At 58.1% G+C, this 24633-nt stretch carries 18 protein-coding genes; 4 read left to right on the top strand and 14 right to left on the bottom strand.

What is annotated here, in order from left to right:
* Positions 1 to 18: 18 nt before the first annotated feature.
* The 7 genes from dedD to pdxB all read right to left on the bottom strand — a co-directional run bounded on the left by dedD (position 19) and on the right by pdxB (position 6749).
* On the bottom strand, positions 19 to 690 hold the full coding sequence (gene dedD / locus ACQUTD_RS15630; protein WP_473277081.1) for a cell division protein DedD: 672 nt from the start codon (positions 688 to 690) through the stop codon (positions 19 to 21).
* Positions 680 to 1948, bottom strand: a complete 1269-nt coding sequence (folC, locus tag ACQUTD_RS15625; RefSeq protein ID WP_473277078.1) for a bifunctional tetrahydrofolate synthase/dihydrofolate synthase — start codon at positions 1946 to 1948, stop codon at positions 680 to 682. Before folC ends, dedD begins: the two co-directional genes overlap by 11 nt.
* A 68-nt stretch (positions 1949 to 2016) precedes the next feature.
* The gene (accD, locus tag ACQUTD_RS15620) at positions 2017 to 2931 is read right to left on the bottom strand and encodes an acetyl-CoA carboxylase, carboxyltransferase subunit beta (protein ID WP_318362805.1); all 915 of its coding nucleotides are present in this window, start codon (positions 2929 to 2931) and stop codon (positions 2017 to 2019) included.
* Positions 2932 to 3034: 103 nt separating this feature from the next.
* The gene (locus tag ACQUTD_RS15615; RefSeq protein ID WP_072569240.1) at positions 3035 to 3694 is read right to left on the bottom strand and encodes a DedA family protein; all 660 of its coding nucleotides are present in this window, start codon (positions 3692 to 3694) and stop codon (positions 3035 to 3037) included.
* 25 nt (positions 3695 to 3719) lie between these two features.
* Positions 3720 to 4532: a tRNA pseudouridine(38-40) synthase TruA gene (truA, locus tag ACQUTD_RS15610; RefSeq protein WP_072569241.1), complete on the bottom strand. Its 813-nt coding sequence runs from the start codon at positions 4530 to 4532 to the stop codon at positions 3720 to 3722.
* The gene (locus ACQUTD_RS15605) at positions 4532 to 5545 is read right to left on the bottom strand and encodes an aspartate-semialdehyde dehydrogenase (RefSeq protein ID WP_072569242.1); all 1014 of its coding nucleotides are present in this window, start codon (positions 5543 to 5545) and stop codon (positions 4532 to 4534) included. The genes truA and ACQUTD_RS15605 overlap by 1 nt, the downstream gene beginning before the upstream one ends.
* Before the next feature lie 67 nt (positions 5546 to 5612).
* On the bottom strand, positions 5613 to 6749 hold the full coding sequence (gene pdxB, locus ACQUTD_RS15600) for a 4-phosphoerythronate dehydrogenase PdxB (RefSeq protein WP_473277077.1): 1137 nt from the start codon (positions 6747 to 6749) through the stop codon (positions 5613 to 5615).
* 104 nt (positions 6750 to 6853) lie between these two features.
* Between pdxB and flk the strand changes: the two genes are divergently transcribed.
* Positions 6854 to 7861, top strand: a complete 1008-nt coding sequence (flk, locus tag ACQUTD_RS15595; protein WP_072569496.1) for a flagella biosynthesis regulator Flk — start codon at positions 6854 to 6856, stop codon at positions 7859 to 7861.
* A gap of 45 nt (positions 7862 to 7906) precedes the next feature.
* Here the strand turns inward: flk and ACQUTD_RS15590 are convergent, their stop codons facing one another.
* Together ACQUTD_RS15590 and fabB are read right to left on the bottom strand one after the other, a co-directional pair.
* Positions 7907 to 9337, bottom strand: coding sequence for a 6-phospho-beta-glucosidase (locus ACQUTD_RS15590; RefSeq protein WP_473277075.1), 1431 nt, complete (start codon positions 9335 to 9337; stop codon positions 7907 to 7909).
* Between the two features lie 163 nt (positions 9338 to 9500).
* Positions 9501 to 10718: a beta-ketoacyl-ACP synthase I gene (gene fabB, locus ACQUTD_RS15585; RefSeq protein ID WP_473277073.1), complete on the bottom strand. Its 1218-nt coding sequence runs from the start codon at positions 10716 to 10718 to the stop codon at positions 9501 to 9503.
* Positions 10719 to 10876: 158 nt separating this feature from the next.
* Here fabB and mnmC point away from each other — a divergent pair, with 158 nt between their 5' ends.
* Positions 10877 to 12898 (top strand): bifunctional tRNA (5-methylaminomethyl-2-thiouridine)(34)-methyltransferase MnmC2/FAD-dependent 5-carboxymethylaminomethyl-2-thiouridine(34) oxidoreductase MnmC1, encoded by a 2022-nt coding sequence (mnmC, locus tag ACQUTD_RS15580; protein WP_473277071.1) that lies wholly within the window; start codon positions 10877 to 10879, stop codon positions 12896 to 12898.
* Between the two features lie 121 nt (positions 12899 to 13019).
* Here mnmC and mtnA read toward each other — a convergent pair whose 3' ends face one another.
* On the bottom strand, positions 13020 to 14036 hold the full coding sequence (mtnA, locus tag ACQUTD_RS15575; protein ID WP_473277069.1) for an S-methyl-5-thioribose-1-phosphate isomerase: 1017 nt from the start codon (positions 14034 to 14036) through the stop codon (positions 13020 to 13022).
* Positions 14037 to 14141: 105 nt separating this feature from the next.
* Between mtnA and mtnK the strand changes: the two genes are divergently transcribed.
* On the top strand, positions 14142 to 15341 hold the full coding sequence (mtnK, locus tag ACQUTD_RS15570) for an S-methyl-5-thioribose kinase (protein ID WP_473277068.1): 1200 nt from the start codon (positions 14142 to 14144) through the stop codon (positions 15339 to 15341).
* 15 nt (positions 15342 to 15356) lie between these two features.
* Here the strand turns inward: mtnK and ACQUTD_RS15565 are convergent, their stop codons facing one another.
* On the bottom strand, positions 15357 to 15746 hold the full coding sequence (locus ACQUTD_RS15565; protein WP_473277066.1) for a Rid family hydrolase: 390 nt from the start codon (positions 15744 to 15746) through the stop codon (positions 15357 to 15359).
* A 150-nt stretch (positions 15747 to 15896) separates the two neighbouring features.
* Here ACQUTD_RS15565 and ACQUTD_RS15560 point away from each other — a divergent pair, with 150 nt between their 5' ends.
* Complete coding sequence (locus tag ACQUTD_RS15560; protein ID WP_473277064.1) at positions 15897 to 16484, top strand: TetR family transcriptional regulator; 588 nt, start codon at positions 15897 to 15899, stop codon at positions 16482 to 16484.
* Between the two features lie 12 nt (positions 16485 to 16496).
* On the opposite strand, the gene ACQUTD_RS15555 is transcribed toward ACQUTD_RS15560, so the two are convergent.
* From ACQUTD_RS15555 to ACQUTD_RS15545, 3 genes are all read right to left on the bottom strand, one after another.
* Entirely contained in the window at positions 16497 to 21905 is a 5409-nt protein-coding gene (locus ACQUTD_RS15555) for an Ig-like domain-containing protein (protein WP_473277061.1), read from the bottom strand.
* A gap of 279 nt (positions 21906 to 22184) precedes the next feature.
* Complete coding sequence (locus tag ACQUTD_RS15550; protein WP_473277138.1) at positions 22185 to 23390, bottom strand: LVIVD repeat-containing protein; 1206 nt, start codon at positions 23388 to 23390, stop codon at positions 22185 to 22187.
* A 163-nt stretch (positions 23391 to 23553) separates the two neighbouring features.
* Positions 23554 to 24618, bottom strand: a complete 1065-nt coding sequence (locus tag ACQUTD_RS15545; RefSeq protein ID WP_318376463.1) for a sugar ABC transporter substrate-binding protein — start codon at positions 24616 to 24618, stop codon at positions 23554 to 23556.
* Positions 24619 to 24633 lie beyond the last annotated feature (15 nt).

Genomic DNA, 24633 nt, shown 5'->3' with positions numbered 1-24633 from the left:
TTTGTGCGTTTTTTCTAATCAGTTCGGGGTATACCCCATCACCACGCCGCTTAAGCCGGAGATCTGCTTCAGCTCGCCAAGGGATCCCTTAAGCTTATCTTTCGAGGCGTCCGGGCCGACCAGAATACGGGTGATTTTACCCTGCACCGGCGTGCCTGGAATAGTGAATACCCGATAACCCGCGCTGCGCAGTTTGCCGGTAACTTCATTAACCTTATCGGCATTCTTCAGCGCCCCCAGCTGCACGACATACGCCTTACCCGTCGGCGCAGGCTTCTCTTCTTCGGCCTGCTTCGGCGGCGGCGTCGTGGCTGCCTGTTGCTGAGCGGTATCGCGCTGCGGTTTTGGTTTTTCCACCGGCTTAGGTTTAGGTGTTACCACCGGCTGCGGGTCAATATCCATTTCAGGATTGTTGGCCGCCTGACGCGAGGCCTCCAGCGACGGCGCTGCGGCGTTGCCCGCCCGCACTTCTTCAGCCGCGCCTTCCGGCGGCTGTGCCGGAAGCGCCTGCGTGGCCGCCGGCAGCATGTCCGGCTCGTCGCGATCGCCGGGTTTTGGCACCAGCGGGATCGCCGCAAACTCATCCTGGTAATGTTTTTTCTGCCCGTCCAGCAGCCCCGGCAGCACAATCACGCCCAGCGCCACCAGCACAATGGTGCCCATTAAACGGTTCTGAAACTTACTCGCCACCGGTTCTCCCCGCGTCCATCGCTTCCATGACATGTGCTACGGTGTGGAAGGAACCACACACCAGCACGGTATCTTCTGGTCTGGCATCCGCCATTGCCGCCCGCCACGCCTGTTCGACGCTGGCAAAGGCGCTGCCGCCGTTAAGGTGCGTCAGCAGCTGTTCTGCCGTCGCGCCCCGCGGCCCTTCCAGAGGGGCACAATACCAGCTATCGACCTGGCTCTCCAGACAGGCAAGCGTTCCGGCAATATCTTTATCATGCAGCATGCCGACCACCGCCAGCACGCGTCCGCTTTTCGGCAACGCTGCCAGGCGTCCGGCCAGATAAGCCGCCGCATGAGGATTGTGCGCCACGTCCAGAATCACGCGCGGCGACTGGCTCACTATCTGGAAACGTCCCGGTAAAATCGCTTTCGCAATGCCGTCGCGGATCGCCGTCTCGCTGATATTCAGGCCGCTGGCACGCAGGGCAGCCAGCGCGGTTGCCGCGTTGGGCTGCGGCACCTGCGGTAACGGCAGGCCAGTCAGCTCACCCTGAGCATCGCGAAAACGCCAGCGGTCGCCCGTGACCTCATACTGCCAGTCGGCATCGCGGCGCAGCAGGTGCGCGCCTTTCTCGCGTGCGACATCGGCGATGCTCTGCGGCATATCCGGCTCGCCGACCACCGCCGGTTTGCCCGCCCGGAAGACACCGGCTTTTTCGCGGCCAATGCTCTCGCGATCCGGCCCCAGCCAGTCGGTATGATCCAGCGCGATGCTGGTCACCACGGCGACATCCGCATCGACAATATTGGTGGCGTCAAGGCGCCCGCCAAGGCCGACTTCGAGGATCACCACATCCAGCGCCGCCTCTTTGAACAGCCACAGCGCCGACAGCGTGCCGTATTCGAAATAGGTTAAGGAGGTATCGCCACGCGCAGCTTCGATGGCGGCGAACGAGCGGGTGTGATCGCTTTCCGCCAGCTCTTCGCCCTGCACGCGCACGCGCTCGGTGTAGCGCACTAAATGCGGCGAGCTGTAAACGCCCACCCGTAGCCCCGCCGCCAGCAGCACAGACTCCAGCGTACGGCAGGTGGTGCCCTTGCCGTTGGTACCGGCCACGGTAAAGACAAAAGGCGCAGGTTTGAGCACGTCGAGCGTAGCCGCCACGGTCTGAACGCGCGCAAGTCCCATATCAATGGTTTTACTGTGCAGGTTTTCCAGATAAGAAAGCCACGTGGCCAGGGGCGACGTGGCTTGAGGAATGCTTTTCGTTTCCATGATGCCCGGCTTGAATGCAGTTGAAAAAGTAAAAAGGCAGAGCACCTGCGCTCTGCCCTTCGATTTTATCAGGCTTCGTTTTCCTGATCGGGTACCGGCGGCACCACGATGCTTTCACGCGGCGCATCCGGGTTTGGCGTCGGCAGATTCATCAGCTTCGCCAGAATGCTCGCCAGCTTCAGGCGCAGTTCCGGACGACGCACGATCATGTCGATTGCGCCTTTTTCAATCAGGAACTCACTGCGCTGGAAGCCCGGCGGCAGTTTTTCGCGCACGGTCTGTTCAATAACGCGTGGACCGGCAAAGCCGATCAGCGCTTTCGGTTCCGCGATGTTCAGATCGCCCAGCATCGCGAAGCTCGCGGAGACGCCGCCCATGGTCGGGTCGGTCAGCACGGAGATATACGGCAGACCGCGCTCCTGCATCTTCGCCAGCGCCGCAGAGGTTTTCGCCATCTGCATCAGCGACATCAATGCTTCCTGCATACGCGCGCCACCGGAAGCGGAGAAACAGATCAGCGGGCAATTGTCTTCCAGCGCCTGTTCAACCGCGCGAACAAAGCGAGCACCAACCACGGAACCCATGGAACCGCCCATAAAGGCGAATTCAAACGCCGCAGCGACGACCGGCATACCATGCAGCGTGCCTTTCATCACCACCAGCGCGTCTTTCTCACCGGTTTCTTTCTGGGCAGACGCCAGACGGTCTTTGTACTTTTTGGAATCACGGAACTTCAGCACATCTTTCGGCTCAAGTTCGCTACCCAGTTCCACCATCGATCCTTCATCCATCAGGCTATGCAGGCGGTTACGCGCTGACATACGCATGTGGTGATCGCATTTCGGGCAGACCTCAAGGTTACGCTCCAGTTCGGCACGGTAAAGCACCTGACCGCAGCTGTCACATTTGGTCCACACTCCCTCAGGAATGCTTGCCTTGCGGGTGGGGGTAATATTGCTTTTAATTCGTTCAATCCAGCTCATTGATGACCTTTATGCATGAACCTGGTAGCCCATAAATGGGGCACATTAAAACATAACGCTCGGCAACTTGGGACAAAAAAGTGGTCGAACCGCTGACGGGTTCTTATTTTGTCTGTCGGGCTGCTGCGCGTCGGTGACGAATAATTTCGATTACGCCTGGCAGGATCGAGAGCACGATAATTGCCACGATAAGCAATTTCAGGTTCTCCTGCACAACGGGCAGATCACCGAACAGGTAGCCGGCGTAGGTGAACAGTAACACCCACAACAGCGCGCCGATGACGTTATAGGCCGCGAAGTGACGATACGACATATGCCCCATTCCCGCCACAAAGGGCGCGAAAGTTCTGACGATAGGCACAAATCGCGCCAGGATAATCGTCTTGCCACCGTGCTTATCGTAAAACGCATGGGTTTTATCAAGATAGCTGCGACGGAAGATTTTTGAGTTCGGATTGCTGAACAGCTTTTCGCCGAACAGCCGTCCAATGGTGTAGTTCACCGCATCGCCAAGGATAGCCGCCACAATCATCAGCGTCACCATCAGGTGCACGTTCAGATCGTTCGTCGGCAAAGCGGAGAGCGCCCCTGCGACAAACAGCAGCGAATCACCCGGTAAAAACGGCGTCACTACCAGTCCTGTTTCGCAAAACAGGATCAGGAACAGAATGGCGTAAATCCAGACGCCGTACTGCGCGACCAGCTCAGCCAGGTGCACATCAATGTGTAAAATAAAATCAATGAGAAAATAAATGAGATCCATGTCTTACGCCTTTGTCTGAATGCATTTAGTCCGCTAAAAACAGCGGACCCATTGGCGGGCGCGGCAGATCGAAGCGGTCGGGATAATCCACCGCCACCAGATACAACCCTTCCGCTTTCGCCGTTGCTGCCGCGAGCGTTCTGTCCTTCGCCGCCAGCAGTTCTGCTATCCAGCTCTCCGGCTGGTTGTTGGCGCCTACTTCCATCAGGCTGCCGACAATATTCCTGACCATATGATGTACAAAGGCATTGGCTTTGATATCGACCACCACATATGCACCGTAACGCGCCACGTTAATGTGCATCACGTTTCGCCACGGCGTACGCGACTGGCACTGAACCGCCCGAAACGAGGTAAAGTCATTTTCCCCTATCAGCGCCTGGGCCGCACGATGCATCCGATCGGCATCCAGAGGATGATAGTAGTGAGTGACGCCGCGCCCCAGCACGGCAGGGCGCAAACGATGATTGTAGATGACGTAGCGGTAACGGCGAGCCGTGGCGCTAAAACGTGCATGAAAATCATCGGGCACATTTTTTACCCAGCGCACCGCGATGTCACCAGGTAAATTCGCATTTACGCCCAGCGTCCAGGCCGCATCTTTACGCTGTACGCTGGTTTCGAAATGCACTACCTGCCCGGTGCCGTGCACCCCGGCGTCAGTACGCCCGGCGCAAAACACCGTGATCGGCTCGTCCGCCACTTTTGAAAGCGCAGTTTCGAGCTTTTCCTGCACGCTGCGCACTTCATTCTGCCGCTGCCAGCCGTAATACTTACTGCCGTCGTACTCAATGCCGAGCGCAATCTTGCTGACGGGCTTTGCCTGCGCGTCGGACATTAGTACATGTACTCCTGCACCAGCTTCTCGGCGATTTTCACCGCCATCAGCGCGCCGCCAAAGCGGACGTTATCGGCCACCGACCAGAACTGGATCTGCTCCGGCATGCCGTAATCGTTATGCACACAGCCCACGGAAAGCTGCGGATTGCCGGAAGCGTCGCCCACCTGGGTCGGGAAGTCGTTAGCCGGGGACAGCGCAATATCTTCGCCGCGCTCGAAGGCATCGCGGGCTTCTTCCGCCGCCAGCGGACGCAGCCCTTCAAAGCTGACCATCTGCGCCAGACCGTAGAATACCGGCGAACGTACGCAGTTAACGGAGATCATCAGGCCATCGTCCTGGAGGATTTTACGCACCTGATCCACTACCACACGGGCTTCACGCACGCTGCCCTGGCTGTCCGGCAGCATCGGCAGCATGTTGAACGCCAGCTGGCGGCCAAAGAAATCGTCCTCATCAACGGGAATACCGTTGAGCAGTTTTGCGCTCTGCCCCGCCAGCGCATCCACGGCGACTTTGCCCTGGGAGGACGCAGACAGCAGGCTGGTTACGGCGATACGCGACAGGCCGCCTTCGTCGATCAGCGGCTTAAGGGCGGTCAGCAGCTGGCTGGTGAGGCTGTCCGCCACCGCCACGATATTGCGGTTACGGTAATCTGCCAGCACGAACGGATTGACGTCCGGGACCACCAGCGGCACGTCCGGCTCCATCGCGAACAGACCGCTGGCGTCGATCACCAGACAACCGGAGTTGGTGGCTTCCTCAATGTAACGGGCTGAGGCTTCAGGCCCGGCCACGAAGAACGCCAGCTGCGCCTGCGTCCAGTCGAATTCTTCGGCATCGGTCACGTAGACCGTTTTGCTGTTATAGCGCAGGGCCTTACCGGCGCTTTCACTGCGCGCCAGGGCGAAAATCTCGCCTGTGGGGAATTCGCGCTCTGCAAGAGTTTCGAGAAGCGCTTCGCCTACGGCGCCGGTGGCGCCCAGGATGGCAATATTCCAGCCTTCAGACATGGTGGTTTACTCCAGACAATAGCAATACGCTCCCCTGCCCGCAGGCGGGAGAGCGACAGAAAATGAGTTAGCGTGTCGGGTGATGAACGGCGTTAAAGCCGAGCTGTTGCAGTAAGGTCGCGGCCTGTGCGTCATCACACTGGATGTACAGCGAAGACCACTCGCGACGCTCAAGATAATTTTTGCGCAGCTTGTCAAATTCACCCGGAATGCCCGCCACTTTTCGCAGTGGCGCATCATCGCGGCGCACATCATACACTAAATGCACCAGTCGTTTCAGCGTTGGCTCATCAAGCGGGCCGTGCAGCGTGATGCGACCGAATTCCGGGGCGGGCAGCAGGGTATCCAGCGCCACCTGCTGACGCTTGCCGAGAAATTCGCTGTAGGCCTCAAACACCTGGGTGGTGCCGCGCGCTTTGCCTTCCAGCGTGTAACCCGCGATATGCGCGGTGCCGATGTCCACTTTATCGAGCAGCGCGACGTTCAGATCCGGCTCCGGCTCCCAGACATCCAGCACCACGCTGAGATCCTGACCGGCGTTCAGCCGCGCCAGCAGCGCGGCGTTATCCACCACCGGTCCGCGACAGGCGTTGATTAAAATGGTGCCGGGTTTAAGTCTGGCGATCAGCGCCTCATCGGCAAGGTGCAGCGTTTTGTACGGGCCGTCTTTGAACAGCGGCGTGTGGAAGGTAAGGATATCGGCTTCCTGCACCAGCTCGTCCAGCGAACGGAAATCGCCCTCCTCGCCACGGTCGGCGCGCGGCGGATCGCACAATAAGGTGCGCACGCCCAGCGCCTCCAGCCGCGCCTGCAAACGCGAGCCGACGTTGCCCACGCCCACAATGCCGACGGTGCGATCGCGCAGGCTAAAACCATCGCGCTCGCCCAGCATCAGCAGCGCCGAAAAGACATATTCCACCACCGCGATGGCGTTGCAGCCCGGCGCGGCAGAAAACGCAATGCCCGCCTGCGCAAGCCAGGCGTCATCGACATGATCGGTACCGGCCGTGGCGGTGCCGACAAACTGGATCGCGGTTCCGCTGAGCAGGGATGCATTGACCTTCGTCACCGAGCGCACCATCAGGGCGTCGGCATCGTTCAGTTCCGCCACCGGTATCGGGCGGCCAGGGACAGGTTTCACCTCGCCCAGACGACTGAACAAATCACGGGCATAAGGCATATTTTCATCAACGAGAATTTTCACGTTCCGGTACCTGTATGATAACGAGAGATAAGCGTGCAAGTGTGCCATAATCTCGCCGCCAGGCATACCGAGAATGCCGACCACCGTTACGAGGATTTTGAATGATGCAACCCATCCAGGGTGTGCCGGTGCGCCCTCCGGGGCAAGACCCAACTCCACCCGCCAGTGCTGCGGGCGAACAACCGCTCTCCTCGCAACAGCGCACCGTGCTGGAGCGCCTGATCACGCGCCTGATCTCTTTAACGCACCAGCAGGGCGCGGAAGTATGGGCGGGAGTGAAGCACGATTTAGGATTAAAAAATGATACCCCGCTGCTGTCGAAACACTTTCCGGCAGCGGAACAGAGCCTGAATCAGCGTCTGGAGAATGCCAGCCAGCAGCACGCTAACCGCCAGGTGCTTTCCCGGCTGACGGAGCTGTTAGGCCAGGGCAATAACCGTCAGGCGGTGAGCGACTTTATTCGCCAGCAGTTCGGCCAGACGGCGTTAAGCCAGCTGTCGCCGGATCAGCTGAAAACGGTGCTGGTGATGCTGCAAAAAGGCGAGCTGAATATTCCGCAGCCTCAGCAGCGCCCCGCTACCGACAGGCCGCTGGTGCCCGCCGAGCACAATGCCCTGAATCAGGCGGTGACTAAGCTGGCGGCCGCGACCGGCGAGTCAGGCAAACAGATCTGGCAGTCGATGCTGGAGCTGTCCGGCGTGAAGACCGGCGAGCTTATTCCGGCGAAACATTTTGCCCCGCTGATGACCTGGCTTCAGGCGCGTCAGACCCTCAGCCTGCAACCCGCGCCGACGCTGCATACCATGCAGGCCGCGCTCAAGCAGCCGATGGACAGCAACGAGTGGCAGCATATTCAGGATTATGCCCAGCAGACGTTCCAGCTCACGCCGCAAAGCGTGCTGACCAATGCCCAGGTGCAGGATCTGCTTAATTTTGTCTTCCTGCGTCGTACCGAGCGCGCGCAGGAAACGCTGGAAGTGCGCGATATACAGCCGATTTACAGCCCGCTGTTCGCGCCGGTGATGGAAACGGTGAAAACCCTTTCAGCCCGCCCGGGCCTGATGTTTGTTGCCCTGATGGTGGCATTGTTGCTGGTGTGGATCGTCATTTAACGACACCGCCGGGTAGATTTCCCTACCCGGCGTTCTGTTTAGCGCTTACACATTCTCGCCATTACTTTTTATAACGTCGCGATACCAGTCGAAGGATTTCTTCTTACTGCGCGCCAGCGTGCCTTTGCCCTCGTTATCTTTATCGACATAAATAAAACCGTAGCGCTTTTTCATCTCGCCGGTACCGGCAGAGACCAGATCGATACAGCCCCACGGGGTATAGCCCATCAGATCCACACCGTCCTCCACCACCGCTTTTTTCATTTCGCGGATATGGTTTTCAAGATACTCGATGCGGTACCGATCGTTTACCGTGCCGTCAGGCTCTTTTTCGTCGATCGCGCCAAAACCGTTCTCGACAATAAACAGCGGCAGCTGATACATATCGTAGAACCAGTTCAGCGAATAACGTAAGCCAACCGGATCGATTTGCCAGCCCCAGTCCGACGCTTTGACATACGGATTTTTCACCAGGCTTTTGGTTTCGTCATAATCGAGCTGCGGATTATCGTCCGTCGCTTTGGTGGCAAAAGACATGTAATAGCTAAAGCCAATATAATCCACACAGCCGCGGGTCAGGATCTGGCGATCCTCATCGGTAATATCCAGGTTAAAGGCTTTCTGCTCGAAGTAATTTAAAATGTGCCGCGGGTAATAGCCGCGCACATGGACGTCGGTAAACCAGTAGCGGCGATGCATGGCACGAACCGACATCATCATGTCGTTCGGATCGCAGCTTAACGGATAAATCGGGCACATGGCGATCATGCAGCCGATCTGAAACTGCGGGTTAATGGCATGGCCCGCTTCCACCGCCAGGGCGCTTGCCACCAGCTCATAATGCGCCGCCTGATACATAATTTTTTCGCGATCTTCACCGGGCTTATAATGCAGGCCGGAGTTAGTGAAGGGGGCAAAATCTTCGTGGAAATTGGCCTGGTTATTTATTTCGTTGAAGGTCATCCAGAATTTCACTTTATTCTGGTAGCGGGTAAATACCGCTCTGGCGAAACGGACAAAGAATTCGATCACCTGACGATTGCGCCAGCCGCCGTATTCGGTCACCAGATAATAGGGCATTTCAAAATGCGAGAGGGTGATCACCGGTTCGATATTATATTTCAGGCACTCATCAAACAGATCATCGTAAAATTGCAGCCCGGCTTCATTTGGCTCCAGCTCATCTCCCTTCGGGAAAATACGTGTCCAGGCGATGGAGGTGCGGAAGCATTTGAATCCCATTTCCGCAAACAGCTTAATGTCTTCTTTATAGCGATGGTAAAAATCGATGCCTTCGTGGTTGGGATAATATTTGCCTTCGATCACCCCTTCGGTGATCTCACGCGGCACGCCATGACGGCCTGCCGTCATCACATCCGCCACGCTGACGCCCTTTCCTCCTTCGCGCCAGCCCCCTTCCAGTTGATGCGCCGCGACCGCGCCGCCCCAGAGAAAATCCGCTTTAAATCCTGGCATGCTTACCCCCTTTTCCGTTGATAACGCAAAGAGAATAACAACGACGCGGCAGCTTTACCGGATCGACATCACATTATTGGCCAAGGCTCAGAAATGAAAAAAGGAGCCATCAGGCTCCTTTCAGATTCTTGCCGGGCGGCGGCTGTGCCGCCGGGCATGTTAATTACGCGTCGAGTTTACGCATCACCAGCGTGGCATTGGTGCCGCCGAAACCGAAGCTGTTGGACATGACGGTTTTCAGTTCGCGTTCGGTGGTTTTAGTCACGATGTTCAGGCCTTCTGCCTGCGGATCCATTTCTTCGATGTTGATGCTTGGGGCGACGAAACCGTGCTCCAGCATCAGCAGGGAATAGATGGCTTCCTGAACGCCAGCCGCGCCCAGCGAGTGACCGGTCATGGCTTTGGTGGCGGAAATCGCCGGGGAGTTATCGCCGAAGACTTCGCGGATCGCGCCCAGCTCTTTCACATCGCCAACCGGCGTCGAGGTGCCGTGAGAGTTCAGGTAATCGATCGGCGTATCCACGCCGTGCATCGCCATCTTCATGCAGCGCACTGCGCCTTCGCCTGACGGGGCAACCATGTCTGCGCCATCGGACGTTGCGCCGTAACCGACGATTTCAGCATAGATGTGCGCGCCGCGCGCCAGCGCGTGCTCAAGCTCTTCAACCACCACCATACCGCCGCCGCCTGCGATCACGAAACCATCGCGGTTTGCATCATAGGTACGGGACGCTTTGGACGGGTCGTCGTTGTATTTGGTGGACAGCGCGCCCATCGCATCAAATTCACAGGCCATTTCCCAGCCCAGCTCTTCGCCGCCGCCAGCAAACACGATGTCCTGTTTGCCCAGCTGGATCTGCTCAACGGCGTTGCCGATGCAGTGTGCGGAGGTCGCACAGGCGGAGCTGATGGAGTAGTTAACGCCGTGGATTTTGAACGGCGTGGCGAGGCAGGCGGAAACCGCAGAGGCCATCGCTTTGGTCACGACATAAGGACCGACCGCTTTCAGACCGCGCGGGCTACGCATGGCATCTGCGCCGAAAACCTGCGCTTTGGACGAGCCGCCGGAACCGGCAACGATACCCACGCGTGGGTTGTTCTGATACATCTCTTCAGTCAGACCGGCGTCCTGCACTGCCTGCTGCATAGACAGATAGGCATAAACAGAGGCATCGTTCATGAAACGGACCACTTTGCGATCGATCATGCCGGTGGTGTCGAGTTTTACGTTACCCCATACATGGCTACGCATGCCAGCATCAAGAAATTCTTGAGAGAAAGTGATCCCTGAGCGTCCTTCACGCAGAGATGCCAGGACTTCCTGCTGGTTGTTACCGATGCTGGAAACGATGCCCAGGCCAGTAATCACTGCACGTTTCATTCAATACCCCTGTAAGTCGAACTATTTTAATATTCGAGTGGCAAGATAGCGTACACTTGTACGCCGAACAAGTCCGATCAGCGAATTTATGCAGAAATTTGCACCAACTGACACTCCTCGTTAAGATCGTGACACTGCCCGCCACACGAGTAACTTACGTGAAACAAACCGTTATACAACCTGCCAACCTCGAATTTAATGCTGAGGGTACACCTGTTTCCCGAGATTTTGATGACGTCTACTTTTCCAATGATAACGGGCTGGAAGAAACGCGTTACGTCTTTCTCGGCGGCAATCAGTTGCCCGCGCGTTTTCGCACCCATCCCCGCGAATTAATGGTGGTGGCGGAGAGCGGTTTTGGCACCGGCCTGAATTTCCTGACGCTGTGGCAAGCGTTTGACGCCTTCACCGCTGTGCATCCCCATACTGGCGTACAAAGATTACATTTTATCAGTTTTGAAAAATTCCCCCTGCGCGCCGACGACCTGCAAAAGGCGCATCAGCGCTGGCCGGAACTGGCCCCCTGGGCGGAACAGTTACAGGCGCAGTGGCCGCTGCCTTTTGAAGGCTGTCACCGTTTATTGCTTGATGGCGGACGGGTAACGCTGGATCTGTGGTTTGGCGATATTACTACCCTGACCGACGCGCTGGACGATTCGCTGGATCAAAAAGTGGACGCCTGGTTTCTGGATGGTTTTGCGCCTGCTAAAAACCCGGATATGTGGACCCCGGCGCTGTTTAACGCCATGGCGCGGCTGGCGCGCCCGGACTGCACGCTGGCGACCTTCACCTCCGCCGGTTTTGTGCGTCGCGGGCTACAGGACGCCGGTTTTACCATGCAAAAAAGCAAAGGGTTTGGCCGTAAACGTGAAATGCTCACCGGCGTGATGAAGCAAACGCGTGAGCCTGCCCCGCGCGCGCCCTGGTTTGCGCGCAGCGGCGCATCCTGCCGTGAAGTGGCGCTTATCGGCGGCGGCGTGGCCAGCGCGCTGTTATCCCTTGCCCTGCTGCGTCGGGGCTGGCAGGTGACCCTTTACTGCGCCGATGCCGCCCCTGCCCAGGGCGCGTCCGGTAATCGCCAGGGGGCGCTCTATCCGCTGCTGAATGCCCACGATCCGGCGCTGGCGCGCTTCTTCCCCGCCGCCTTCACTTTTGCCCGCAGACTGTATGACACGCTGCCGGTAGCGTTCGATCATGACTGGTGCGGCGTGACGCAGACCGGCTGGGATGAAAAGAGCCAGCATAAAATCGATCAGATGTTATCTCTGGCGCTGCCGCAGGAGATCGCCGCGGCAGCCGATGGAGCGTGTATTGAAGCAACGACCGGCGTTGATACCGGCTGCGGCGGTATTCAGTATCCGCTCGGCGGCTGGCTGTGTCCGGCCCAGCTAACGGCGGCGGCCATTGAGCTGGGCGTTACTCAGGGCCTGAAAGTGCATTATCAGCGGGACGTTGCCGAACTGACGCAGGGGGAAAGTGGCTGGCAGCTGCGTTTTGCTGATGGCGCTCAGGCCGCCCATGCGGTGGTGGTGCTGGCGAACGGGCACCGGCTGGGGGATTTCACCCAGACCGAGGCGTTGCCGGTCTATCCGGTGGCGGGCCAGGTCAGTCATATTCCCACCACGCCGGGGCTGTCGCCTTTACGGCAGGTATTGTGCTACGACGGCTATCTGACGCCGCAAAATCCGGTGAATCAGCAGCATTGCATCGGCGCAAGCTATCATCGTGGCGATCGCGAAACGGCGTATCGCGAGGACGATCAGCAGCATAATCGCCAGCGCTTGCTGGACTGTTTTCCGGATGCCGCCTGGGCGAAAGAGGTGGATGTAACGGCTAAGGAGGCGCGCAACGGCGTGCGCTGCGCTACCCGCGATCATCTGCCGGTGGTGGGTAACGCGCCGGATTTCGCGGCGACGTTGAGGGAATATGCCAGCCTGGCAGAACAGCCGGAGCAGGCGGTCAGCGCGCCGGTGTGGGAAGATTTGTATCTGCTGGGGGCGCTGGGTTCGCGGGGATTGTGCAGCGCGCCGCTGGCGGCGGAGATCCTCGCCGCGCAGATGAGCGACGAGCCGATCCCGCTGGACGGCGAAACCCTGGCGGCGCTGAACCCGAACCGCTTCTGGGTACGGAAATTGTTAAAAGGCAAAGCGGTGATAACGCCCCACGGGGCGGGCCGGTAAACCTGCACGTATCGCCCGGCGGCGCAGGCTTGCCGGGCCTGCATGGCTGTTGTAGGCCGGGTAAGCGTCAGCGCCACCCGGCAAAACAGCGGGCACGGGACGCACCCCATCACCCGGCATATCACGCAAACGCCCCTGCCGCGACCTGTTCCGGCGTTACCACGCCCGTATCCAGCACCCAGCCGCTGATCAACGCCGCCGGGGTCACATCAAACGCCGGGTTGTACACCCGTACTTTTTCCGGCGCCCACTGCACCGCGCCAAAGCTGCCCGCCACGCCTGTCACTTCCTCTGCCGCCCGCTGTTCGATGGGGATGGCGTCGCCATCCGGACAGCCACGATCCAGTGTAGTGTGAGGTGCGGCGACGTAAAACGGAATACCGTGGAATTTTGCCAGCACCGCCAGCGAATAGGTGCCGATCTTGTTCGCCACATCGCCATTGGCGGCGATGCGATCTGCCCCGACCCACACCGCGTCCACCTGCCCTTTCGCCATCAGGCTGGCGGCCATCGAATCTGTTATCAGTTGGCAGGGCACGCCCAGCTCATTCAGCTCCCACGCCGTTAAACGCCCGCCCTGCAACAGCGGGCGCGTCTCACCCACCCAGACATTCGCCACCCGCCCCTGTTCATGGGCGCGGGCAATCACGCCGATGGCTGTCCCGACGCCCGCCGTCGCCAGCCCGCCGGTATTGCAGTGGGTCAGCAGGCGACTTCCCGGCGTTACCAGCGCGCTACCGGCGCGGGCGATGGCGTCACACAGCTGCTTATCTTCATCGATCAGCCGCAACGCCTCCGCCACCAGCGCCGGAACATAATTCTCCCGCGCCAGCGCCGCTTTCATGCGATCAAGATTATTCATCAGGTTCACTGCCGTCGGGCGTGCCGCGCGCAGCGTCGCCAGCGATTCAGCCAGTTCATCCCGCGTCAGCCCCTGCTCTGCCTGTAACGCCAGCAGCAGGCTGGCGGAAAGGCCAATCAGCGGCGCGCCGCGCACGCGCAGGGCGTGGATATGCCCCACCAGTTGTTCTGTGGTGCTGGCCGCAAGCCAGTTTTTCTGCTGCGGCAGCGCCTGCTGATCGAGGATAAAAAGCTGATTTTCGCTGACGCGCAGACTGGTGGTCTGTAATGGCTGCATATCGTTAAATCCCTGTTGCGTTGTTGTGACCTATTGTGTCAGGATGATTTCCGGAAGTATAGACGTCTGAATGGCTTTATTAACAGAAGAATGAGGATCAGGGCAATGTCGCAATACCGAACCTTCAACGCGCAGGACGCTGTCGCTTATGCACAACAATTTGGCGGTCTGGCCGATCCGTCCGAACTGGTGGATGCGCAGGAGGTCGGCGACGGCAATCTCAATCTGGTGTTTAAAATTTTCGACCGTCAGGGCGTCAGCCGGGTGATTGTTAAACAGGCGCTGCCTTATGTGCGCTGTGTGGGGGAATCATGGCCGCTGACGCTGGATCGCGCGCGGCTGGAAGCGCAGACGCTGGTAGAACATTATCAGCACTGTCCACAGCACACGGTGCAGATCCTGCATTTTGATCCGCAGCTGGCGGTGATGGTGATGGAAGATCTCTCCAGTCATCGCATCTGGCGCGGCGAGCTGATTAATAACGTCAGCTATCCGCAGGCGCCGCAACAGCTGGGGGAATATCTGGCGTATACGCTGTTCCACACCAGCGATTTTTATCTGCATCCCCATGAGAAAAAAGCGCAGGTGGCGCGTTTTATCAACCCGGAAATGAGCGAGATCACTGAAGATCTGTTCTTCAACGACCCTTACCAGCTCCACGAGCGCAATAATTATCCCGCCGAACTGGAAGCGGACGTCGCCGCCCTGCGTGACGACGCCCAGCTTAAACTGGCGGTGGCGGCGCTGAAGCACCACTTCTTCTCCCACGCCGAAGCGCTGCTGCACGGCGATATTCACAGCGGGTCGATTTTCGTCGCCGACGGCAGCCTGAAAGCTATCGACGCCGAATTTGGTTTCTTTGGTCCGGTGGGCTTTGATATCGGCACCGCCATCGGCAACCTGTTGCTGAACTACTGCGGCCTGCCGGGGCATCTGGGCATTCGCGATGCCGCTGCCGCCCGCGAACAGCGTCTGGCCGACATTCAGCAGCTGTGGCATACCTTTGCCGAACGCTTCCAGGCGCTGGCCACGGAAAAAACCCGCGACGCCGCGCTGGCGACGCCGGGCTATGCCTCGCAGTTCCTCAAAAAAGTGTGGACTGATGCGGTGGGCTACTGCGGTACGGAGCTGATCCGCCGCAGCGTCGGCCTGTCCCACGTCGCCGATCTGGATACCATCCGCGACGAGGAGATGCGCCACGCCTGCCTGCGTCATGCCATTGAGCTGGGTAAATCCCTGATACTGGTGGCCGGACGTATCGACAGCGCAGAGGAGTTAATTGCGCGGGTGCGCCAGTACAGCTGACCCGCGCCACTGCGCTTACGGAATGCGGGCAATGACTTTAATTTCAAAATCGAAGCCCGCCAGCCAGTTGACGCCCACCGCCGTCCAGTTGGGATAGGGAGCCTGCGGGAAAATCTCCTGCTTCACCGCCATAATGGTGGCAAACTGGTTTTCCGGATCGGTGTGAAAGGTCGTCACATCAACCAAATCATCGAACCCGCATCCGGCAGCGGCCAGCGTAGCCCGCAGGTTAGCAAAGGCCAGCCGGACCTGGGCGGCAAAGTCCGGCTCCGGCGACCCGTCCTCCCGGCTGCCCACCTGACCGGAAACAAACAGCAAATCCCCGGAGCGGATCGCCGCGGAGTAGCCATGCTGCTTATATAAAGCATGGCGATTGGCCGGGAATATTGCTTCGCGTTCTGTCATCACTCACCTCTTTTATCCAGTCAGAAAATCCGGGCGTCACGCGCCAGGATCATTTAACATACACGCTGTATGTGAAATTGAGTATCTTTGCATACGCCGCGTATGTCAATTTAAAATACGCGACGTATATGAAATGAAGGAGTGAAGAATATGGCCGTCGGTCGTCGTGCAGAAATGATGGAAGAGAACCGCAACAAACTGATTGCCGCCGCGCGTAAGGCTTTTGCGGAAAAAGGCTTTGCCGCGGCGTCAATGGATGAACTCACCGCCAGCGCCGGGCTGACCCGTGGCGCGCTGTACCATAATTTTGGCGATAAGCGCGGGCTGCTTGCCGCGGTGGTCGCGCAGGTAGACGGGGAAATGGCGCAGCGGGCAAAAGCGCGCGCCAGCAAAGCGGCACCTGGCTGGGAGCGACTGCTGGCCGAAGGCACGGCGTATATTGAAATGGCGCTGGATCCGGAAGTGCAGCGTATTGTACTGCTCGACGGCCCGGCGTTTCTCGGCGATCCGTCAGGCTGGCCCAGCCAGAACGCCTGTCTGGAAGCCACCTGTCAGGCGGTTGCAGAGATGATCGATCAGGGCATTATGAAAGCGGTGGACGTGGAAGCGGCTGCCCGTCTGCTGAACGGCGCTGCAATGAATGCGGCGCTGTGGGTGGCGGCGGCAGAGGCACCGGATGAGCGGCTGCCAAAAGCAACGCAGGCCTTCGTGCTGTTAGCTGAAGGCCTGCGTCGGTAAGGCGAGTGCTGGTTAGTTAACGGTCAGGGTGGTGGTTACTGTGTAATCCAGCACCTTTAAGCTATTCCATTCCTGACCGACAAAGGTGATCACGCCCCGATAAACGCCTGGCGGCAGGCCTGGGTTATCCGCACTGTTGTAGCTTAGCGATGCTGCATAACCCGAGCTTTCCCATCCCCCCTGCCCACAGGTGGCCGCCGAGTTAAAGATAGTTGGCCCACACGCTGAACTCCTCTGTCCCTTTATATGTATATCCCATGTTTTCCCCTCTTCATCGGTTGCTCTGAACATCAGCGGTGTTTCGCTATGGTCTGCAGACCAGGTCAGCTCATGAGGCCCCGAAGTGTTGCCGCTGGCAATAAAACCCAAAGATTTAAAGCCAAACAGTCCCTGCGTTTTAAACGTATCGCTGTCGCCGACGATATCCCAGTTTGCCTCGTAATGAGCGCCGAAGGTAATTTCTTCACTGGTCATGCTGGAACCCTCGATTGAGGCAGTCACCTTCGCTTTACCCGTCTCCAGTCCTGCCAGCTTGACTGTGGAGATGCCATCTTTACCCGTTGTACTGGTTGGTGCAGAAAGCTGGTTCAAAGTGGTCGTCCAACTGACGTTGACGTTCGGCACCGGGTTGTCATGGGCATCAGTAACGGTCGCGGTCATTTCCACCCTGTCGGTGTTGATGATGGCGATAGTTTTACTGGCGGTCAGCGAGATAATTTTCGCGCTCTTCACATCACCAATAAAAGAGACCGTTTTAGCACTTTTCTCTTTTACCGGGCTGGTCAGCGTCGCCGTGACCACCACGTCACCGGCTTTAAGGCTGGTGCCGCTGGCAGACACTTCACCGTTATTGCCGGTAGTGGCGTTTTCCGGCGTTAGTGTCACATCACTGCGATCCGCCTTCCAGTTTACCGTCACGTCCGGTAGCAGGTTGTGGTTTTTATCCTCCACTATCGCCTTCCAGGTGATAGCCTCAGAGCCATCCGCCACGGCCTCAGTTTTATCCGCCACGACATCGGCGAACTGCGCCGTTTCAACGTTGCCAATCACCGTCAGCGTCAGCGTCTTGTCACCGTGGGTATGCGAGGCGGTGACATCGACACTGCCCGCTTTCAGGGTTTTAAAGGTGGCTGTTGCCTGGCCGTTGGCATCGGTCACCGACGTCGCTGGCGTGAAGGTGCTGTTAGCGTCGTCGCTGCTGAGCCAGTTCACCGTTTCGCCCACCACCGGATGCTGGTTAGCGTCCAGCAACGTCGCCGTCAGCGTCACCACATCTTTATCCGCCACAATGTCAGCGGTCTTATCCGCCGTCAGGCTGGTAATCTTTGCCGTGGCGCTATCGGCGGTGAATCTCAGGCTGCTGATGGAGTCGCTGTTGCCATTGACCGTCGCCCTGACTTCATAGCTGGCGACAACGGCTGATTTCAGTGTTACCTGCGCCACGCCTGCGGCATTGCTGGTGCTGGTGCTCGCTGACAGCATTCCGCTTTCTGGCGCCACTTCCCAGGTCACATCCGTTGCGTCTAACGGGTTGGCGTTGGCATCCGTGACCGTGGCGCTGAGGGTGATCACATCTTTATCGTTCGCCAGCGCGGTAGTTTTGTCGCTGCTGACGGCCACGACTTTCGCCGTCGTCTTATCCGCGATAAAGGTTGCGCTGTTCGCCTGCATTGCCGTTTCCGGGCTGGTCTGGGCGGTAATGACTTTCTCACCGGCTTTCAGTGACGTTACGGTAATGGTCGATTTGCCGCTGCCGTCGCTGGTGGTCTGTGTGCTACTCAGAATGGCATCGGAGGTGTCTGCGGACCAGCTCACCGTCGCGCCATTCACCGCGTTGCCCTGCTGGTCGGTCACCGTCGCTTCATAGGTAATGCGATCCGTACCGTCGGCGATGGCCTCGGTTTTATCGAGGGCGATCGCGGTGACTTTCTGGGTACTGCTGTCGGCGATAAAAGTAATGTCTTCGGTCCGTAACGGCGTGCCGCCGTTGATAGCCGCCGAGACGCTGACCGATCCGGTTTTCGCAGATTTCAGCACGGTCGTCGCCACGCCCTGCGCATCCGTCTGCGAGGTGCGGTTGCCGAGGGTAGTGCCGTCGGTTTTATCCAACTTCCAGGTGACGCTGATGCCCGATAACGGATGATTATTCGCATCGGTGACTTTCGCCGTCAGCTTAGCGCTGTCGATGTTATTCGCCACCACCTGGTTTTTGTCGGGCTCCACTGATACCAGTTTCGCCGAGGCCGGGTCCGCCACAAAGTTCAGCGTCTCGCTGCGCAGGGCTTCCGCCTGGCCACGCTGGGCAGTGATCACCGTAGCGATAACGTCCGCGCTGGCCACCTGGATCTGCGCCTCGCCCTGGGTATTGGTAATGGATTGCGTTGCAGAGAGTTGCGCCTTGCTGTTATCCGCCGTCCAGTTGATCGTCTCCCCGGATACCGGATGCCCGCTGTTATCGATAACCTTCGCGGTCAGCGTGATAGCCGTATTGTTGTCTGCCAGTACCTCCGTTGACGATGCCGTCAGCGTATTAAGGTGCGCCGTGCCGCTGTCGACAATAAAGTACAATCCTGCCAGGGTTTCGCTGCTGCTGCCGGTGGAGGCGGTTACGCTGTACTGCGCCACGTCCCGGGAGCTGAGCGTCACCCGTGCCACGCCGGAGGCATCGGTTTTACTGCTGCTGGCGGAGAGCGTGCCGGTTGCCGGGTCTACCGTCCAGTTAACGTCTGCATTGTTCACCAGGTTGCCGTTCGCATCCTCGACCGTGGCGGTCAGGCTGATGGCATCGCTGCCGTTTGCCAGCGCGGAGGTGCGATCGCTTTTCAGCGTTTTAATGGTCGCGGTGGCGCTGTCGGCGATAAAGGTCGCTGGCTCCGCCTGTAGCGGCGTGGCTTCACTGGTCTGCGCGGTCACAACGATTTTCCCCGCTTTCAGTGAGGTGACGGTAATGGTCGATTTCCCGTCCGTGCCGCTGGTGGTGTTGCTGGCGCTTAAGGTAGCGTCCGGATTATCCGCCGACCAGTCCACGCTGGCACCGTTGACAGCGTTACCCTGAGCATCGGTAACCTGCGCTTCGTAGGTAATGCTGTCCGTGCCGTTTGCCAGCGCCTGGTTTTTACTTAACGTCAGGGTGGTGACTTTTTGGGTACGGGTATCAGCAACAAAGGTGATAGGAGCGGTTTCCTGCGCAGTGCCACCGCTGGTCGCCGCCATCACCGTAACCGTACCGGTTTTCGCGGATTTCAGTTCAAGCGTGGCTATACCCTCGCTGTCGGATACCGAGATCTTGCTGCTGAACGGCGTGCCGTCGGTCTTTTTCACCGTCCAGTTAACGGTAATGTCCGGCAGCGGATGATTATTGTGATCCATCACCTGCGCGGTCACGGTATCGGTGTCGCTGTTATTGGCGATCACCTTTTGCTTCGCGCTTACAATGGTCACCACCTGGGCGCTGGCAACGTCGGCGGTAAAGTTCAGCGCCGGTGTGCTGACGCTGTTGCCCTGCTCCAGCTGTGCGGTAACGATGGTGCTGATCACCTCGCGGCTGGTGACGTCGATCGTCGCCAGGCCTTGTGCATCAGTGGTGGTGCTGTCGGTGGAAAGCAGCGCTTTCGGGTTGTCGGCGCTCCACTGGATGGCGGCGTCTTTCAGCGGCTTGCCAAACTGATCCACCACGTGTGCGGTCAGGGTAATGGGCGTGATGCCGTCCGCCTGAACGCTGCTGGCCGAAACGTCGATCTGCGTCAGCGTCGGCAGAATTTCCGTGGCTTCGAGGATGATTTTTGCCGTCGCCAGTTTGGTTGAACCGTCGATCACTGGCTGAACGGTCACGCTCCCCGGCGTAGTGCCGCTGGTAAAGGTGGCAACATACACTCCGGCTTCCGTTTCCTGAAAGGCGCTGATGGCGGCCGCTTTGCTGTCGGTGGTGACATTTTTCGCCACGTTTGCCGGTGCCGTGAGCGTCGCGCTCAGGCGTTCCGCAAAGCCTGTGGCGTTTTCTCCCGCTGCCGTTTTCAGCGTCACGCGCACCGCCGAAGTGCTGACGCCATCCGCAGGCAGCGTGACCGGCGAGGCGCTGGTACTTGATACCAGAGTGGCGACATCAATGCCGCTGACGTTGACCTTCATCTGGCTGGAATTGGAAGCATTGCCCTTTTTATCCCACGCGGTGGCGGAGATGACATACGCATTAGCGCTGCCGTTCTTCCACGCCGGGAAAGTCAGCACCACCTGTTCCGGGCTGGAGGTCTCAGTGATTTTCCCGCCCTGGCGGAAGAATTCATCCCCCTGCCAGTCGATTTTTTCAAGGCCGTATTTGGTTTTGACTTTCGCCGTCACGGTTTGCTTTTCGCCTTCCGCGCCGGTGAGTTCGGGCGGCAGGCCCAGCGAGATCAGATCCTGCTTACGATACTCCAGCACGATGTTATTGTTGCGATCCACCAGATCCATGCGGCTGCCGAGCAATGAGCGGCGCAGTGCAACCTGGTCCGGATCGAGCTGGGTGCTGAGCGGCACGCCAGGGGTCCAGGAAACGCCCAGATTCACCTGCGTATCATTTTTACCGCCCTTACCGAATTTCTGGTTAACGCCCAGCGTCATCATTGGCACCGGGGTGTAATTCAGCCCGAAGGTAATAGCATGCGGGTTTTTCTGCCGGTCGTCTTCGTCGTCGCTGAACAGGCCGACGCTGTCGCCATAATATTGTTCGTAGACCAGCGTGGTGCCCAGCTGCGGCCAGGCGGGTAAATAACCATTGGCGCGAATGTCAAAGCCGTTGGCGACCCGCTCGTCATAATCGGCGTACTCTTTTGATGCCATCCAGTCGCTGAGACGGAAATAGCCGTTAGCCGATAGCTTCAGGTAATCCCAGCCCATTTCCGTACCGACGCCGAGGCGTTTATGATGATTATCGGAAATCTGTTGATCGTAGAAAATATTGGTGCCCCACATCCAGTGGTCGCTGAAATAGCGATAACCCAGCCCCGCGTTCACCATATTCCGCTCGTCATAGCGACGGCCACCAAGCTGGGTAAACCAGAGGTGTTCTTTTCCGTCATACAATGGCAGCAGCAGATCCAGTTCAGAATCCTGGAGAGTGAAATGTTCATCGGTGCTGATGCTGACGCGGGCAGTACCAAACTGATTCAGCCAGTTCTGTACTTCCGCGGTGGCGGCGCTCGTGGTGGTGGAGACGATAGCGTCGTCCAGCGCGCCGCCATTGCCGCCGTTCAGCACCGAACCTGCCTGCACCGCGGTCTGAGCGATGGTCTGGTCGTTACTGCCGTTGTCTGCTACAGGTTTAGGTTGAATCACCGTCTCCTGCGCGTGGCTGGTTGAAAACGATCCCAGATAACATAATGAGGTGGGTGAAATAAACTGGAGCGCGATTTGCACGCACGCCAGAATCTTTTTCATTCGCATAATATTAGTTCCCTCTAAATCATATTGCGGGGGCACACTATATAGAGAATGAAATCGTTTTTTAATATTTTATTAAGCTTACTTTTTAACTTAACTGAAGAACTAATAAATCTCAAGAATAAATAAAAGCAGCAAGCTTTCACTTTGATAAGAATTGACTAAAACCAATAACTCTTACCTTAAAAACATAAGGAAATGCCCAATAAAATAATTAACTGGGCATATATTAGTAACATTGTACTTTTTTGAAAAATTATATTTCAGTTATTCATCGTTTCACTAACCGAGATACTCGATCACCGATAATCCACCGTTATAATCCGTACTATAAATAATCCCCGCCGCGTCGACAAACACGTCGCAGGACTGGATCACCTGCGGACGTCCGGGCCGGGTGTCCATCATGGTGGCAGGGGCGGCAGGCACCAGCGCGCCGGTTTCCACCGGACGGTACGGATCTGAGATGTCGTAGGCCCGCACGCCAGCATTCTGGTAGGTGGCAAAGATCAGCGTCGAGCTGACAAAGCTGCCAGGCCGGTTTTCATGCAGGTTATGCGGCCCGAAGTGCGCGCCCTTCGCCACGTAGTCAGTTTCATTTGGCTGCGGGAAAGTGGCAATACTCACCGGATTTGACGGCTCGCGAATATCAAACAGCCAGATCAGCTTTTCGCCATCCTCCTGATTGTCGAGCACCGCCTCATCCAGCACCACCAGCAGATCTCTGTCCGGTAACGGCAGCGCGGTATGCGTACCGCCGCCAAAGGGCGGGCTCCAGTTGCGGTGGCTGATGAGCGTTGGCCGGGTGCGATCTTTCACGTCCAGTAGCGTCAGCCCGCCGTCGCGCCAGCTGCCATAGGCGGTATCGCCGGCAATAATGGCGTGATGCAGCGCGTAGCGTTTACCTTCCGGCCACTGCGGAGTTTCCCCCGCCGCCTGATACATCCCAGGTAACCACCAGCGCCCGGCCACTTCTGGTTTGCGCGGGTCCGCCAGATCGATAGTCAGGAAAATGTAATCGGTGAAACCGTCGATCAGCGCCGAGACATAAGCCCAGCGCCCGCCCACGTACCAGATGCGGTGAATGCCGATGCCGTTCAGCGACAGGAAGCTGATTTCACGCGGTTTGTCGGGTGTGGAAATATCAAAAATGCGCAGCCCGGCGCTCCAGCCTTTGTCCTGTACATCGCGCACTGTCTCGCCTACCGGACGGCTGTAATAGACCTTTTCATCGGCAAAACGCGCGTCGGCGAACAGATCGCGGGCGTTGATCACCAGCAGCAAATCGTCGTGCGCCTGTAAATGAACGTTCCAGGTGCCCGGCGGCGCAGGGATATAACCGGCGGGTTTCGGGTTGGCAGGATCGCGCACGTCCACAATGGAAAAGCCCTGCGACACCATATGGCCGATATACGCATAGCCGCGATGCACCATCAGTTGCACCCCGTCCGGTCGACCGCCCTGATCGCTGTGGCCAATGAGGCGCATATTGCGGCTGTAGTCGGGAGTGGGTAAATGAGAAGCCACGTTGTTTCCTTGTTACGATGTTGCCATTTCGCCGGGCGGCGCTGCGCTTGCACCGGCCTACATGATGTCGGTCATGGGATTTTGTAGGCCCGGTAAGCGCTAGCGCCACCGGGCAAGAACAATATTACTTCTGCTTCGCTGCAAGCGTCGCAAACCACGGCGCAATAAAGTCTTCCGTCTGGCCCCAGCCCGGAATAATTTTGCCCAGCGCCGCGACGTTAACATTGCCCGGCTGACTCGCCAGCAGCGCCTGCGGAATGGCGGCGGCTTTAAAGTCATAGGTGGCAGGCGTTTTCTCACCGGCGATCTTATTGGCGATCAGCCGCACGTTGGTGGCGCCAATCAGCTTCGGATCCACCGCCACGCTCACTTTCCACGGGCTGCCCGCCTCACGCATCAGCTGTAAATCCTGATTGGAGATGTCGATGCTGTAGAGTTTGATCTCGGTACGGCCATTCTCTTTCAGCGCTTTATATGCGCCCTGGCTGAAGGCATCCCAGGTGCCCCAGATGGCGTCGATCTGCCCTTTCGGGTATTTCGCCAGCACCGCGCCTACTTTGTTGGCGGTATCGCCCTGTACGTCCGACGACACCGCGCCAATGGATTCCAGCTCTTTGATGCCCGGATGCTGCTTCAGCAGTTCCTGATAGGCCGCCTGGCGACGCTCCATCGGCGGGAAACCGGCTACCCACAGTTTGATGATGTTCGCCTTGCCGTTGAAGTCTTTCACCAGTTCGCCAAACGACAGATCCGTCAGGGAGGCGTCATCCTGCTGGGTAACGGTCACGCCCGGGATCTCCCCTTTTACCGCCGTATCAAATACCGACACCGCAATGCCTGCGTCCACCGCTTTTTTCACCAGATCGGTGGAATAAGGGTCGCGCCCCTGAGAGAGAATAATGCCGTCGTATTTCTGGCTGATGGCCTGGTTCACAAAGTCCTGGAACTTCGCGTCATCGCCGTTACTTAAAAAGGTGCTGATTTTAAAGCCGAGCTTTTTGCCTTCCGTCAGCGCCCCGGAGACAAACTGCGTCGTGTTATCGTCGGAGCCAAGGTTACGAATAACCGCAATACGGATCGGGCCGTCGTGATTAGCAATGGCGGCCGGAACCGGCGCAGGCGTGGCGGCATAACCCGGTACTGAACTCAGTAAGCCCAGCGCCAGCAGTGACAGTGCAAATTTTTTCATCTCTGTTTCCCCTGA

The organism is Enterobacter sp. K510, assembly GCF_055804875.1.
Note: the sequence above shows the minus strand (reverse complement) of the source record. Positions and strands in the feature narration are given on the sequence as shown.